This is a genomic window from Pseudomonas khavaziana (assembly GCF_019145205.1).
Taxonomy (GTDB): domain Bacteria; phylum Pseudomonadota; class Gammaproteobacteria; order Pseudomonadales; family Pseudomonadaceae; genus Aquipseudomonas; species Aquipseudomonas khavaziana.
Genome location: NZ_JAHSTT010000001.1, coordinates 848007 through 863210, shown reverse-complemented (window position 1 = coordinate 863210; position 15204 = coordinate 848007). Strand labels below are relative to the sequence as shown.

General features: G+C 60.0%; 11 protein-coding genes. 2 read left to right on the top strand and 9 right to left on the bottom strand.

What is annotated here, in order from left to right:
- Positions 1–3: 3 nt before the first annotated feature.
- The 7 genes from KVH01_RS03950 to KVH01_RS03920 form a co-directional block, all read right to left on the bottom strand.
- Positions 4–237 (bottom strand): hypothetical protein, encoded by a 234-nt coding sequence (locus KVH01_RS03950; RefSeq protein WP_005786160.1) that lies wholly within the window; start codon positions 235–237, stop codon positions 4–6.
- Between the two features lie 148 nt (positions 238–385).
- Positions 386–907 (bottom strand): DUF6586 family protein, encoded by a 522-nt coding sequence (locus tag KVH01_RS03945; RefSeq protein ID WP_043047498.1) that lies wholly within the window; start codon positions 905–907, stop codon positions 386–388.
- 248 nt (positions 908–1155) lie between these two features.
- Positions 1156–3777 (bottom strand): type I DNA topoisomerase, encoded by a 2622-nt coding sequence (gene topA, locus KVH01_RS03940; RefSeq protein WP_043047499.1) that lies wholly within the window; start codon positions 3775–3777, stop codon positions 1156–1158.
- 114 nt (positions 3778–3891) lie between these two features.
- The gene (locus KVH01_RS03935) at positions 3892–4128 is read right to left on the bottom strand and encodes a DUF1653 domain-containing protein (protein WP_003172568.1); all 237 of its coding nucleotides are present in this window, start codon (positions 4126–4128) and stop codon (positions 3892–3894) included.
- Between the two features lie 98 nt (positions 4129–4226).
- Positions 4227–5402, bottom strand: a complete 1176-nt coding sequence (gene fadA, locus KVH01_RS03930; RefSeq protein ID WP_043047500.1) for an acetyl-CoA C-acyltransferase FadA — start codon at positions 5400–5402, stop codon at positions 4227–4229.
- A gap of 29 nt (positions 5403–5431) precedes the next feature.
- Positions 5432–7579 (bottom strand): fatty acid oxidation complex subunit alpha FadB, encoded by a 2148-nt coding sequence (gene fadB, locus KVH01_RS03925; RefSeq protein ID WP_005786151.1) that lies wholly within the window; start codon positions 7577–7579, stop codon positions 5432–5434.
- A gap of 458 nt (positions 7580–8037) precedes the next feature.
- Entirely contained in the window at positions 8038–8475 is a 438-nt protein-coding gene (locus tag KVH01_RS03920) for a hypothetical protein (protein ID WP_046071493.1), read from the bottom strand.
- Positions 8476–8580: 105 nt separating this feature from the next.
- On the opposite strand from KVH01_RS03920, the gene KVH01_RS03915 reads away from it, so the two are divergent.
- The gene (locus KVH01_RS03915; protein WP_043047503.1) at positions 8581–9021 is read left to right on the top strand and encodes a universal stress protein; all 441 of its coding nucleotides are present in this window, start codon (positions 8581–8583) and stop codon (positions 9019–9021) included.
- A gap of 194 nt (positions 9022–9215) precedes the next feature.
- Here the strand turns inward: KVH01_RS03915 and KVH01_RS03910 are convergent, their stop codons facing one another.
- Complete coding sequence (locus KVH01_RS03910) at positions 9216–11135, bottom strand: ATP-binding cassette domain-containing protein (RefSeq protein WP_005786146.1); 1920 nt, start codon at positions 11133–11135, stop codon at positions 9216–9218.
- Between the two features lie 213 nt (positions 11136–11348).
- Between KVH01_RS03910 and KVH01_RS03905 the strand changes: the two genes are divergently transcribed.
- A complete protein-coding gene (locus KVH01_RS03905; protein ID WP_217880516.1) occupies positions 11349–13277 on the top strand; it encodes a transglycosylase SLT domain-containing protein in 1929 nt (642 codons plus the stop codon).
- 138 nt (positions 13278–13415) lie between these two features.
- On the opposite strand, the gene KVH01_RS03900 is transcribed toward KVH01_RS03905, so the two are convergent.
- On the bottom strand, positions 13416–15173 hold the full coding sequence (locus tag KVH01_RS03900; RefSeq protein WP_217880515.1) for an ABC transporter transmembrane domain-containing protein: 1758 nt from the start codon (positions 15171–15173) through the stop codon (positions 13416–13418).
- Between the last annotated feature and the right edge of the window lie 31 nt (positions 15174–15204).

The following is a 15204-nucleotide window of genomic DNA, read 5'->3' as shown; positions in this document are numbered from 1 at the left end:
GGCTCAGTGAAGAACCCGCGGGCCGTCGTCTTTCTCAGGCTCGCCTTCCGCCAGGCGACCTGCCATCTGCACGCCCACGCTCAACATGGCCTTAGCCACTTCCACATGCTGCCCCTGCAGGAACACTTTGGCATCTTCGGAGAAATCCAGAATGACTAGAGAACCTTCGTCCTCAGCTCGGCGCAGTTCGATTCGGCCATCAGGCAGTTCAACAATTTCCAGAAAGGACGTTGGCATAAAAGTCTGTTCTCCACGAAAGGCCAGGATTATACAGTCATCCACCCAGCCTCGCAGAGGATCTGGGCAGGTTTCTTTACGACTTGATGAATGGTGCCGGGCCAATCGCTCCTGCACAGGGCAATATCGGGCAAGCCTGCTTTAACCCTCAGCACTCGTTCAAACCCTCACGAAACCTCAACGCCATCTTTTTCAGCTCCTGGCGCCAGCCTTCCAATTCCTCGCGGCTCAAGGGCTTGGGTTCATCCTGTTCCAACGCCACGGCGACGATCAGCGGCTGGGTGACATCCCCCTTAGGCACATGGGGAATACGCGGCGGCTGAAACATATCCGCATGCGCCTTGAGCAGCCGCGCCACCCAACTGTCAGGGCTCTGGGCCATTTCCACCAACTCGGCCAACTCAGGGATGGCCATGGAATCCAGCACTTCACGATTCACGATCATTTCCGCACGGGGCGAACCGGCCTGGGGCAAGCGGTAGAACCCGGCGATTTCATGACACAGCCCCAGCAAGGCACCATACAGATGGAACAAGGCCGCCTCGCGCCCCGCCTGGACCAGCGCGATGGCATTCATCTCCTTCCCTTCCTCGGCACGGCCAAGGGCCTCCAGGGACAAACCCGCGAAGTAAATTTTCTGATTGGTACGGGTATAGAGTTCGTTGGCCATGACGGCAATCTCCACAACGAATAGGCGTGATGCTGGCTGAACAGTGTCACGGAACGGCCGGGCGTACTGCAAGTGCAATAAACGACTGCTCAGAAAGGTCGGGACTTCACTTTCCAGAACAGAGCAGATCCAAATGTGGGAGGGGGCTTGCTCCCGATGAGGGAGTGTCAGTTACAGATGTATCAACTGACACTCCCTCATCGGGAGCAAGCCCCCTCCCACCTTGGATCTTCAGCACATGCGATGGATCAAGCGCCCTGGCGCTTGTCCTCGACCTTCCACTTGCCGCCGTCGTAGAACGCTTTCCAGCCGGTAGGCTTGCCGTCCACTTCGGTCTGCACGTACTGCTCCTTGGTCTTGCGGCTGTAGCGGATCACGGCTGGACGACCATCCGGGTCCTTCTTCGGCGCTTCACACAGGAAGTGGTACTTGGGATCGATCTCGTCTTTGTGCGGCACGATTTCCATCACCAGCGGTGCACGGGTCTCGCGGTTTTTCGGGAACTGGCTGGCCGCCAGGAACAGGCCCGAAGCACCGTCACGCAGGATGTAGGTGTCGTTGACCTTCTCGCACTTGAGCTCGGGCATCTTCACCGGGTCCATCTTCGGCGGCGCCGCGTCACCGCTTTTCAGCAGTTTGCGGGTGTTTTTGCACGTAGGATTGGTGCAGCCGAAGAACTTGCCGAAACGGCCGGTCTTGAGTTGCATCTCGCTGCCGCACTTGTCGCATTCCAGGCTCGGGCCTTCGTAGCCCTTGATGCGGTAGGTGCCCTCTTCAATCTCGTAGCCGTTGCAATCCGGGTTGTTACCGCAGATGTGCAGCTTATGCTTCTCGTCCAGCAGGTAGGCGTCCATCGCCGTGCTGCAGATCGGGCAGCGGTGCTTGCCACGCAATACCAGCGACTCGGATTCGCCCTCGTCATCGGCCGCGATTTCGTCGCCCGGCACCAGGTTGACGGTCGCCTTGCAGCGCTCTTTCGGCGGCAGGCTGTAGCCCGAGCAGCCGAGGAACACGCCGGTGGACGCAGTACGAATCTGCATCGGACGGCCACAGGTCAGGCACGGGATGTCGGTCATCACCGGTTGGTTGGCACGCATGCCGCTCTCAGGGCTTTCAGCCACTTCGAGTTTTTTCTTGAAGTCGCCGTAGAACTCGTCGAGCACGTTTTTCCAGTCGCGCTCGCCCTGGGCCACGTCATCGAGATTCTCTTCCATACCGGCGGTGAAGCCGTAGTCCATCAGGTTGGAGAAGCTCTCGGACAGGCGCTCGGTAACGATGTCACCCATCTTTTCCGAATAGAAACGACGGTTGTGCAGCGCGACGTAGCCGCGGTCCTGAATGGTGGAGATGATCGCCGCATAGGTCGACGGGCGACCGATACCGCGTTTTTCCATCTCCTTCACCAGGCTGGCTTCCGAATAGCGCGCCGGCGGTTTGGTGAAGTGCTGGGACGGGTCGAGCTTGATCAGCTTCAACGTATCGCCCTGGGCCATGTCCGGCAGCACGTCGTCATCGCCTGGCTTGGCGATTTGCGGCATGACGCGGGTGTAGCCGTCGAACTTGAGGATACGGCCCTTGGCACGCAGCTCGAAGTCGCCAGCGCCCACGCTGACAGTGGTGGACAGGTATTGCGCCGGCAGCATCTGGCAGGCCAGGAACTGGCGCCAGATCAGCTCGTAGAGGCGCTCAGCGTCGCGCTCCATGCCGCTTAGCTTGGAGGGCTCGGTGTTGGCATCGGAAGGACGAATCGCTTCGTGAGCCTCCTGGGCGCCCTCTTTGCTGCTGTAGACGTTCGGCTTCTCCGGCAGGTACTTCTTGCCGAATTCGCTTTCAATATAGGTACGCGCCATTGCCACCGCGTCTTGCGACAGGTTGGTGGAGTCGGTACGCATATAAGTGATGTAGCCGGCTTCGTACAGACGCTGGGCCATCATCATGGTTTTCTTCACCCCGAAGCCCAGGCGGTTGCTCGCGGCCTGTTGCAGGGTGGAGGTGATAAACGGCGCCGACGGCTTGCTGCTGGTCGGTTTGTCTTCGCGCTTGACGATGCTGTAGCTGGAAGCCTTGAGCTTTTCCAGCGCAGCCATGGCCTGGGCTTCGTTCAGCGGCTTGAAGGCCTCGCCTTTCTCTCGCGCCACTTCGAAGCGCACATTGGCACCCTTGGCGGTGCCGAGATCGGCGTGGACTTCCCAGTATTCTTCGGGGTTGAACGCACGGATTTCGCGTTCACGCTCTACCACCAGCTTGACCGCTACCGATTGCACACGACCGGCGGACAGGCCACGGGCGATCTTCGCCCATAGCAGTGGCGAGACCATGTAACCCACCACGCGATCGAGGAAACGACGGGCCTGCTGGGCGTTGACGCGGTCAATGTCCAGCTCCCCTGGCTTGGAGAAGGCTTCCTGGATGGCTTTCTTGGTGATTTCGTTGAACACCACGCGCTTGTAGCGGCTGTCATCGCCGCCGATGGCTTCGCGCAGGTGCCAGGCAATGGCTTCCCCTTCGCGGTCCAAGTCCGTCGCGAGATAGATGGTGTCAGCATCCTTGGCGAGCCGGCGCAGCTCTTCGATGACCTTTTCCTTGCCCGGAAGGATTTCGTACTTGGCCTTCCAGCCATGGTCCGGGTCCACGCCCATGCGCGAGACCAGCTGCTTGCGCGCTTTCTCTTTAGGACTGAGCACCGGACCTTCGCCCGCAGCCGCCTTGCCGCGCTTGGCGGCAGGCTCCTTGCTGGCGCTAGCCGAACCGCTGGTGGGCAGGTCTCGGATATGGCCGATACTCGACTTCACCACGTACTCGTTGCCCAAGTACTTGTTGATGGTCTTGGCCTTAGCCGGGGATTCCACAATGACCAGCGATTTGCCCATGGATCGGAAAATTCCTGAATTCGAGAAGTGAAAGGCAGTTGGCGCCTGACGCGGCAACGCTATATATAGTGGCAACAAGGTGAGGTCAAGCGCAGCATTCTGCGCGACCTGCCGTTATTGCCCTGAAAAAAGACTGGGTTCGGCCTGGACCAAAGCAAAGCGCGGGACCTGCTCGCCGTCAACTTCGACGCTCTCAAGGAACATGCTCAAGGGGCGCACCCAAAAGCCGTATTCGCCATACAGTGCTTGGTAGAACACCACTTCTTCTTCGGTTTCGGAGTGGCGTGCCACGCTGAAAACGCGGTACTGCGGCCCCTTATAATGTTGGTAGAGCCCCGGTTCGACTTTCATGCTCTGGCCCCCTTACAAAATTTGTTGAAAAAAAATATTAAAAAGTTTCAAAAAACAAAAACCGGGGCACTGGGCCCCGGCTTCCGTCAACGAAACGCTTAGACGCGTTCGAAGACGGTGGAAATGCCTTGGCCGAGACCAATGCACATGGTTGCAACCCCAAGGTTGCCGCCATTTTGCTTCATCACATTAAGCAAAGTACCGGAGATACGTGCACCGGAGCAACCGAATGGGTGGCCCAGGGCAATCGCACCGCCGTGCAGGTTAACCTTCTCGTTCATCTTGTCGAGCACTTTCAAATCTTTCAGCACTGGCAGGGCCTGTGCGGCGAAGGCTTCGTTGAGCTCGAAGAAGTCGATGTCGTTGATGGTCAGGCCTGCGCGCTTCAAGGCTTTTTGTGTGGCCGGTACTGGACCATAGCCCATGATTGCCGGGTCCACACCCGCCACTGCCATCGAACGGATCACGGCCAGCGGCTGGATACCCAGGTCCTGGGCACGCTGCGCCGACATCACGATCATGCACGAGGCACCGTCGGTGATTTGCGACGACGTACCGGCGGTCACGGTGCCGCCCTTTGGGTTGAAGGCCGGCTTGAGGGCCGCCAGGCTTTCCAGGGTGGTGTCCGGACGAATGGTTTCATCGTAGTCGAACAGTTTCAGGAAGCCGTTCTCGTCGTAGCCGTTCATCGGGATGATTTCATCCTTGAACTTGCCTTCCACGGTCGCCTTGTGGGCGAGCTGGTGGGAACGCACGCCGAACGCGTCCTGGGCCTCACGGGTGATGCCGTGCATCTTGCCGAGCATTTCTGCGGTCAGGCCCATCATGCCCGAGGCTTTCGCCGCGTACAGCGACATGTGCGGGTTAGGATCGACACCGTGCATCATGCTGACGTGGCCCATGTGCTCCACGCCACCGACCACGAATACATCGCCGTTGCCGGTCATGATCGCCTGGGCAGCGGTGTGCAGTGCACTCATCGACGAGCCACACAGGCGGCTGACAGTCTGGCCAGCCGCGGTGTGCGGGATCTGGGTCATCAAGGAAGCCATGCGCGCGATGTTCCAGCCCTGCTCCAGGGTCTGGTTGACGCAGCCCCAGATCACGTCTTCGACTTCGTTGGGATCAACCTTGACGTTACGTTCCAGCAGCTTGCTGATCAGGTGCGCCGACATGTCTTCGGCACGGGTGTTACGGTGCATGCCGCCCTTGGAGCGGCCCATCGGAGTACGACCGAAGTCGACAATCACGACGTCTCTTGGATTCAAGCTCATAAATATTCTCGCTCTAGTCGTCTGGGCACTTAACCGAAGAAGCTCTGGCCGTTCTTGGCCATTTCACGCAGCTTCGCGGTCGGGTGGTACAGCGGGCCCAAATCAGCGTATTTGTCAGCCAGGGCAACGAACTCAGCCACACCGATCGAATCGATGTAACGCAGCGCACCACCACGGAATGGAGGGAAACCAATACCGTACACCAGGCCCATGTCGGCTTCAGCGGCGGTTTCGACGATGCCATCTTCCAGGCAACGCACGGTTTCCAGGCACAGGGCGATCATCATCCAGTTGATGATGTCCTCGTCGGACACCTCACGCTGTTCGTAGATGACCGGAGCCAGGACTTCGTGCACCGACGGGTCGGCGACTTTCTTCTGCTTGCCCTTTTTGTCGGCCTCATAGGCGTAGAAGCCTTTGCCGTTCTTCTGGCCCAGGCGCTTGGCCTCGTACAGCGCATCGATCGCCGAGCGGCGGTCGTCTTTCATGCGGTCCGGGAAGCCTTCAGCCATCACGTCGCGACCGTGGTGGCCGGTATCGATGCCGACCACGTCCATCAGGTACGCCGGGCCCATTGGCCAGCCGAATTTTTCCATGACCTTGTCGATGCGCACGAAGTCCACACCGGCGCTGACCAGCTTGGCGAAACCGCCGAAGTAGGGGAACAGCACGCGGTTGACCAGGAAGCCCGGGCAGTCATTGACCACGATCGGGTTCTTGCCCATTTTTTTGGCGTAGGCAACGGTGGTGGCTACCGCCAGCTCGCTGGACTTCTCGCCACGGATCACTTCCACCAGAGGCATCATGTGCACCGGGTTGAAGAAGTGCATGCCAACGAAGTTTTCCGGGCGCTTGAGGGCCTTGGCCAGCAGCGAGATGGAAATGGTCGAGGTGTTGGACGCCAGGATGGTGTCGTCCTTGACCTGGGCTTCAACTTCAGCCAATACCGCCTGCTTGACCTTCGGGTTCTCGACGACCGCTTCGACCACCAGGTCGACGTGGCCGAAATCGCCGTAGGACAGCGTAGGACGAATGCCGTTAAGCACCTCGGCCATTTTCGCCGCGGTCATGCGACCTTTATCAACACGGCCAACCAGCAGCTTGGCGGCTTCCGCCAGGCCCTGCTCGATACCGTGCTCGTTGATGTCTTTCATCAGGATCGGCGTGCCCTTGGACGCCGACTGGTAGGCGATGCCGCCACCCATGATACCGGCGCCGAGTACGGCAGCCTGCTTCACGTCCTTGGCGATTTCGTCGTAGGCCTTGGCTTTTTTCTTCAGTTCCTGATCGTTCAGGAACAAGCCGATCAGGCTCTGGGCCGCCGAGGTCTTCGCCAGTTTGACGAAGCCGGCCGCTTCCACTTCCAGGGCCTTGTCGCGACCGAAGTTCGCGGCCTTCTGGATAGTCTTGATCGCTTCAACCGGCGCCGGGTAGTTCGGGCCGGCCTGGCCAGCCACGAAACCCTTGGCGGTTTCGAACGACATCATTTGTTCGATGGCGTTGAGCTTGAGTTTTTCCAGCTTTGGCTGACGCTTGGCCTTGTAGTCAAATTCGCCGCTGATGGCGCCCTTGATCAGGTTCAGCGCGGCTTCGGCCAGTTTGTCCGGGGCAACCACAGCGTCGACCGCACCGACTTTCAGCGCGTCCTCGGCCTTGTTTTCCTTACCGGCGGCGATCCACTCGATAGCATTGTCAGCACCGATCAGGCGCGGCAGGCGCACGGTGCCGCCAAAACCTGGGTAGATGCCCAGCTTGACTTCCGGCAGGCCGATCTTGGCGGTGGCGGACATGACGCGGAAATCCGCCGCCAGGCACATTTCCAGGCCGCCGCCCAACGCGATGCCATTGATCGCGGCAACGGTCGGCACGTTGAGGTCTTCGAAATCGCTGAAGATCTTGTTGGCTTCGAGGTTGCCAGCCACCAGCTCGGCATCGGGCAGCTTGAAGTTGTCGACGAATTCGGTGATGTCAGCGCCGACGATAAACACGTCCTTGCCGCTGGAGACGATCACGCCCTTGACCGAAGCATCTGCTTTGATGGTGTCTACGGCCTGACGCAGTTCGTTCAGGGTTAGACGGTTGAACTTGTTGACGGACTCACCCTTGAGGTCGAATTTCAATTCGACGATGCCACTTTCAAGAGCCTTAACCGTGATGGCTTTACCTTCGTAAATCATCAACTGATCTCCACGATATGGAAGCTGAACAGTACACACTGGACGCTGGTCGCTGGTTTGACATTGACAGTTGCATCAATGCTCACGCCAATCAGCCAGGCACACCCGCCAGTGCGATAGTCGGGATTCTGTACGAGTCGTCTGACAGGCAAACGCTCAATTCATACGCCCGTTTGATTTGGGTACGCCACCTTCATCCAATTCCGAGCAATTGTCAATCGCTCCAAAGGCTAGGAAAAACGCGACTTTCCAGTCATTTCAGAACCCGGACCACGGGCGGGCAACCCGTCAATATTTAAATATTCACAGGATCAATAATAGGAAAGATGTGGGAAAAGGCTGTACAGAAAGGGATATACGGCTAGGCTAGCGGCAACTTGCAGATTTACCGGCCTGCCTGGCCACCTCCAGCCCGATGATGATGTCGGGCTTTTTATTGCCCGGCCTCTGTAGGAGTGTCAGGCCAAGGCCCTGAGCAACGCATCAATATCCTTCAACACACTCATGTCGCCCTTCTCGCCCCAGTACAAGGCGATCATCTGCTTGTCGGCCTCGACCTTGTAGACGTTCGCCGGCAGCGTCGCAAAATGCGGCAACAACTTTTCATCCACGCACACTTCACGCCATTGATTGACCCACACCCCCGGCTCCAGCTGCCAGTAACTCCAGAGGGCCGGGGTGCTGCCGCGACGTGGCCGACAGTATTGCGCACAGGGGCTCGGCGGCTCCTGCTTGAGCCAATGCGGCCACTCCTGGGGCGCGAGCTGCATGGCCAGCCCGATGCGGCGCGCCTCCATGCGCAGGGCCATGCGCCCACTCTGCCCACGCGACGGGCGCAGCCAGGCCAGGGGGCTTAAAACCACCGCAAGGATTGACACCACTATCCACACCGTCATATGTGTACTCCCGAATTTCTAGATGAGCGGATTTGACCTGACGCAACCCCATCCGCTTGAAAGCAGCCATACTGAACTTATTGCAGTCCCTTGGAGGAACGCCTCATGCCCTACAAACATATTCTGGTTGCTGTCGATCTGACCGAAGAGTGTGATCCGGTGATCAAGCGCGCGCAGGAATCTGCATTGGCCAATGGCGCCATACTATCGCTGGTGCATATCGTCGAGCCCATGGCCATGGCCTTTGGCGGTGACGTACCGATGGACCTTTCCCAGTTGCAGCAACAACAATTCGACCAGGCCAAGGAGCGCCTGGACCGTTTGATTCTCAAATACCCGCACCTGAAAAAGGAAGACTGCCACCTGACGTACGGCCAACCGCGCCAGGAAATCCACCACTTGGCCAAGGAAAAGGCTTGCGACTTGATCGTGGTTGGCAGCCATGGTCGTCACGGTTTGGCGTTGTTGCTGGGTTCTACTGCCAATGATGTACTGCACGGCGCGCCGTGCGATGTGCTGGCCGTCAAGCTGGTAAAAAATTCGTAAGACCGATGGAGGCTAAGGTGGGAGGGGCTTGCCCCCGATGGCGGCGGGTCAGTTACAGATGTCTCAACTGGCACTCCCTCATCGGGGGCAAGTCGAATCGTCGCACCGCCCCTCCCACATTTTGAATCGCACTTCATATAGAAAACCCGGTGTTCATCAGATGAACACCGGGTTTTTTATTGCCCAGCAATCACTCAGGCATCCAGCTCGGCCCAACGCTCAACCAACGCTTCCAGCTCCTGGTTCAACGTCTCCAGGGAAGCGATGACCGCAGCGGTTTCTGCCGCCGGGCGCAGGTAGAAACCGGCGTCAGCCATTTGCGCCTCTACGGCGGCAATCTGCTGTTCCTTGGCGTCGATCTCACCCGGCAAGGCTTCCAGCTCACGCTGCAGCTTGTAGCTGAGTTTCTTCTTGGCCGCCGGTGCAGCTTCCTGGGCTGGTGCAGCCTCTTGCACAGGCGTCACCACCGCCGAGGTCAGGTCGGCTTTGCCGGACTTGCTCTCGGTCACTCCCAGCAGGCGCGGCGAGCCGCCCTGGCGCAGCCAGTCCTGGTAACCACCGACGTATTCGCGCACCTTGCCTTCACCTTCAAAGACCAGGGTGCTGGTGACCACGTTGTCGAGGAATTCCCGGTCGTGGCTGACCATCAGCACAGTGCCGTTGAACGTCAGCAGCACTTCTTCGAGCAACTCAAGGGTTTCCACATCGAGGTCGTTGGTCGGTTCGTCGAGCACCAGCAGGTTGGCCGGCTTGCTGAACAGCTTGGCCAGCAGCAAACGCGCACGCTCACCACCGGACAGAGCCTTGACCGGCGTACGCGCACGTTGCGGGCTGAACAGGAAGTCGCCCAGGTAGCTGAGCACATGGCGGCTCTGGCCGTCGATGTCGATAAAGTCGCGGCCTTCGGCGACGTTGTCGATCACGGTCTTTTCCAGGTCCAGCTGATGGCGCAACTGGTCAAAGTAGGCCACGTCGATGCGCGTGCCCTCTTCCACCTTGCCACTGGTCGGTTGCAGACCACTAAGCATCAGCTTGAGCAGGGTGGTCTTGCCGGTGCCGTTGGCGCCCAGCAGGCCAATACGGTCGCCGCGCTGCAGGACCATGGAAAAGTCCTTGATCAGGAACGGGCCGTCCGGGTGATGGAAGCTGACGTTCTCCAGCACCATGACTTGTTTGCCCGACTTGTCGGCGGTATCCAGCTGGATATTGGCCTTGCCGGTACGCTCGCGACGTTCGCTACGCTCGACGCGCAAGGCTTTCAAGGCACGTACGCGGCCTTCGTTGCGGGTGCGACGGGCCTTGATGCCCTGGCGGATCCAGACTTCTTCCTGAGCCAGCTTTTTGTCAAACAGCGCGTTGGCAGTTTCTTCGGCAGCCAGGGCGGCTTCCTTGTGCACCAGGAAGCTGGCGTAGTCGCCGTTCCAGTCGATCAGGCCGCCACGGTCCAGCTCGAGGATGCGCGTGGCCAGGCTCTGCAGGAATGCACGGTCGTGCGTGATAAACAGCACGGCGCCCTGGAAGTCCTTGATGGCCTCTTCAAGCCAGGCGATGGCGCCGATGTCCAGATGGTTGGTCGGTTCGTCGAGCAGCAGCAGGTCCGGCTCGGACACCAGGGCCTGGGCCAGCAACACACGGCGACGCCAGCCGCCGGACAATTCGGCGAGGGTCTTGTCGGCCGGCAGTTGCAGGCGGCTCAGGGTGCTGTCCACCAGTTGCTGCAAGCGCCAGCCGTCACGGGCTTCGAGGTCTTGCTGGACGTGCATCAGCTTGTCCAGATCTTCCTCGGTGACGCAGTTCTGCGCCAGGTGATGGTATTGCGCGAGCAACTCGCCAACGCCGTCCAGGCCTTCGGCAACCACGTCGAACACTGTCCGTCCGTCGGCCACCGGCAACTCTTGCGGCAATTCGCCGATCTTGAGGCCCGGGGCACGCCACACAGAGCCGTCATCGGGCTTCTGGTCGCCTTTTACCAGCTTCATCATGCTGGACTTGCCGGTGCCGTTGCGGCCGATGATGCACACCCGCTCACCACGGGCGATCTGCCAGGACACCTTGTCCAACAACGGCATGGCGCCGAAAGCAAGGGACACATCGCTGAATTTGAGCAGGGTCATACGCTTCTCCAAAAACTGGGCGCGCATTCTACCTGACTTGAGGGTGGGATGCGGTCGGGATTTTCTCTATCGACACGTTCTGTAGGACATTTCCGGCGAACTTGATCGAACCGGTCGGCAAAGCTTTCGCGGGCCGCTGGCAAAAGGCTAAGCTAGGGGCAATCAGTGTCGGCAGTGCCGGTGCTAGTCGTGATTTCTCTGCACGGACGTCTCATGCGCAGTCGCCTTTTCAACTTTTTATCTTGCCTGCTTCTTTCCGCCACTGCCGTTCAATCCGCCCAGGCGGTGGACCTCACTACCCAACGTCAGTATTACGATCAAGCCAAACGCGCCCTGGCCAAGGGCGACAGCGGCCCCTACATGCAATACAGCCAGGCCCTGGCCGACTACCCGCTCACGCCGTACCTGGCGTATGACGAGTTGACCGCACGCCTGAAAACCGCGAGCAACGAGGAAATCGAACAGTTCCTCGCCAAACACGGCGACCTGCCCCAGGCCAACTGGATGAAACTGCGTTGGCTGCGCTGGTTGGCCGAGCGTGGCGATTGGCAGACCTTTGAAAAGTACTACGACGCCAAGCTCAATTTCGTCGAACTCGACTGCCTGCACGGCCAGTACCAGCTCAGTCACAATCTCAAAGCTGAAGGCTACAAGACCGCCGAGAAACTGTGGATGACCGGCAAAACCCAGCCGGCCGCCTGTGACGCCACCTTCGGCCAATGGGCCGCTGCCGGCCAGTTGACCGAACAGAAGATCTGGGACCGCGCCAAGCTCGCCGCCGAAGCCCGTAACTACGCGCTGGCCAACAGCCTGGTGAAAACCCTGCCCACCCTCGGCGCCCAAGGCCGGCTGATGGTGGATGTGGCGCAGAAGCCAGACATGCTAAGTGACCCGTCACGCTTCCTGCCGGCCACCGAGGCGATGTCAGACGCCGTGGGCCTGGGCCTGCGTCGCCTGGCGCGCCAGGATCCAGACAAGGCCATGGCCCTGCTCGACGGTTATGCCAGCAGCATGCACTTCTCCCGTGACGAAAAAGTGTCGATTGCCCGCGAGATCGGCCTGACCCTGGCCAAGCGCTTCGACCCGCGCGCGCTGGAAGTGATGACCAAATACGACCCGGAACTGCGCGACAACACCGTTTCAGAATGGCGCCTGCGCCTGCTGTTGCGCCTGGCGCGCTGGGAAGATGCCTACCAGTTGACCCGCAAGCTCCCACAAGACCTGGCCACCAGCAACCGTTGGCGCTACTGGCAGGCGCGTAGCCTGGAGCTGGCCGAGCCGCAAAACCCGCAGGCGCTGGTGCTCTACAAGAACGTGGCCAAGGAGCGGGACTTCTACGGCTTTCTAGCCGCTGATCGCTCCAAATCCCCCTACCAGTTGAATAATAAGCCGCTGGTGATGAGCCAGGCGCTGGTCAACAAGGTCCGCAATACCCCAGGTGTACGCCGTGCCCTGGAGTTCTATGCCCGCGGCCAGATCGTCGACGGCCGCCGCGAGTGGTATCACGTCAGCCGCCACTTCAACCGTGACGAGATGGTTGCCCAGGCCAAGCTGGCCTACGACATGAAGTGGTACTTCCCGGCGATCCGCACCATCAGCCAGGCGCAGTACTGGGATGACCTGGACATCCGCTTCCCGATGGCCCACCGCGACACCCTGGTGCGAGAGGCCAAGGTACGAGGCCTGCATTCGAGCTGGGTATTCGCTATCACGCGACAGGAAAGTGCCTTTATGGACGACGCCCGCTCCGGCGTGGGCGCCAGCGGCCTGATGCAACTGATGCCTGGTACCGCCAAAGAGACTGCGCGCAAGTTCAGCATCCCCCTGGCCTCCCCGGCCCAGGTGCTGGACCCGGACAAAAACATCCAGCTCGGCGCCGCCTACCTGAGCCAGGTGCACAGCCAGTTCAATGGCAACCGCGTACTCGCCTCCGCCGCCTACAATGCCGGCCCCGGCCGCGTGCGCCAATGGCTGCGCGGCGCAGACCATCTGAGTTTCGATGTCTGGGTAGAAAGTATCCCCTTCGACGAAACCCGCCAGTATGTGCAAAACGTGCTGTCTTATTCGGTGATCTACGGGCAGAAGCTCAATTCGCCACAGCCGCTAGTGGATTGGCATGAGCGGTACTTCGACGACCAGTAAGGCACTGAATCTGCTTCATATGTGGGAGGGGGCTTGCCCCCGATGGCAGGCTGTCAGTCAACGCTTGTGTTGCTGATCCGCCGCCATCGGGAGCAAGCCCCCTCCCACATTTGGTATTGAGCGGGTCCAGAATTGTGGCTATTGCCCCTCACTGAACTGCAACGCCGCCAACCGCGCATACAGCGGGTTGCTCGCAATCAACTCCTGGTGCGTGCCCACCGCCACCAGTTTGCCCTGATCCATCACTGCAATTCGATCGGCATTCTTCACAGTCGCCAGGCGGTGCGCGATCACCAGGGTGGTTCGCCCTTGCATCAATTGCGGCAGCGCTTGCTGGATCAGGTGCTCACTTTGGGCATCGAGGGCGCTGGTGGCCTCGTCCAGCAACAGGATCGGCGCGTCGACCAACAAGGCGCGGGCGATGGCAAGGCGTTGGCGCTGGCCGCCGGAGAGACCCATGCCGCCATCGCCGAGATGGGTCTGGTAGCCATCGGGCATTTGCAGGATGAAGTCGTGGGCATGGGCGATACGGGCAGCGGCTTCGACCTCGGCCATGGTGGCGGACGGGTTGCCGTAGCGGATGTTTTCCTCGACGCTGCCGAAAAACAGCGCCGGGCTCTGGGACACCAGGGCGAAATGGCGACGCAGGTCCAGGGGGTCCAACTCGGTCAGCGGGCGGCCTTCGAGCAGAATGCGACCTTGCTGGGGATCGTAGAAGCGCAGCAGCAGGTCGAAAATTGTCGACTTGCCCGCGCCGGAGGGGCCTACCAGCGCCAGGGTTTCGCCGGGATTGATGGTCAGGTTCAAGCCATCGATGGCGTAGCTGTCCGGCCGTGAGGGGTAGGAAAAGCGCAGGTCTTTAAGCTCCATGCGGCCACTGACCCGCTCCGGCAGGCGTTCGCTGCCATTGGCCGGCGCCTGGATGTCGTTACTCGACTGCAACAGTTCACCAATGCGCTCGGCCGCGCCGGCGGCACGCTGCAACTCGCCGAGCACTTCGCTCAGGGTGCCGACGGCGCTACCGACGATCAGGCTGTAGAACACAAATGCCGCCAGCTCACCGCCGGAAATGCGCCCGCTGATCACGTCCATGCCCCCCACCCAGAGCATCACGCCCACGGCGCCAAGCACCAACATGATCACCAGGGTAATCAGCCAGGAGCGCTGCAAGATGCGTTTACGAGCGGTAGTGAAAGCCTCTTCCACGGTGACGGCGAAACGCTTTTCGTCCTGCACCTGATGGTTGTAGGCCTGCACTGTCTTGATCTGACCAAGGGTTTCCGAGACGTAGCTACCGACATCGGCGATGCGGTCCTGGCTCTGACGCGACAGGCTGCGCACGCGGCGACCGAAAATCAGGATCGGTGCCAGCACCAGGGGCAGTGCCACCACCACGATACTGGTGAGCTTGGGGTTGGTGATGAACAGCAGCACGATGCCACCGATGACCATCAGGGCATTGCGCAGGAACAGCGACAGCGAGGAGCCGATCACCGATTGCAACAACGTGGTGTCGGTGGTCAGCCGCGACTGGATTTCCGAGCTGCGGTTGTTTTCGTAGAAGCCGGGGTGCAGGTAGATCAGGTGGTTGAACACCTGCCGGCGAATATCCGCCACCACCCGCTCGCCTATCCAGGACACCAGGTAAAACCGCGTGAAGGTGCCCACGGCCAGGCCCAGCACCAGCACCATGAACAGGCCGATGGACTGGTTAAGCAGATGAGGTGACTGGGTCATGAAGCCCTGGTCCACCAGCAGGCGTATGCCTTGCCCCATGGACAAGGTAATGCCGGCGGTGACGATCAGCGCCAACAGGGCACCCAGCGCCTGCCAGCGATAGGGCGCAATAAAGCGGCTGGCCAGGCGGATCGCACGGCGTTGACGGGTCGAGAGCATGGGACATCACCAATGAGGAGTCTGTGTACCT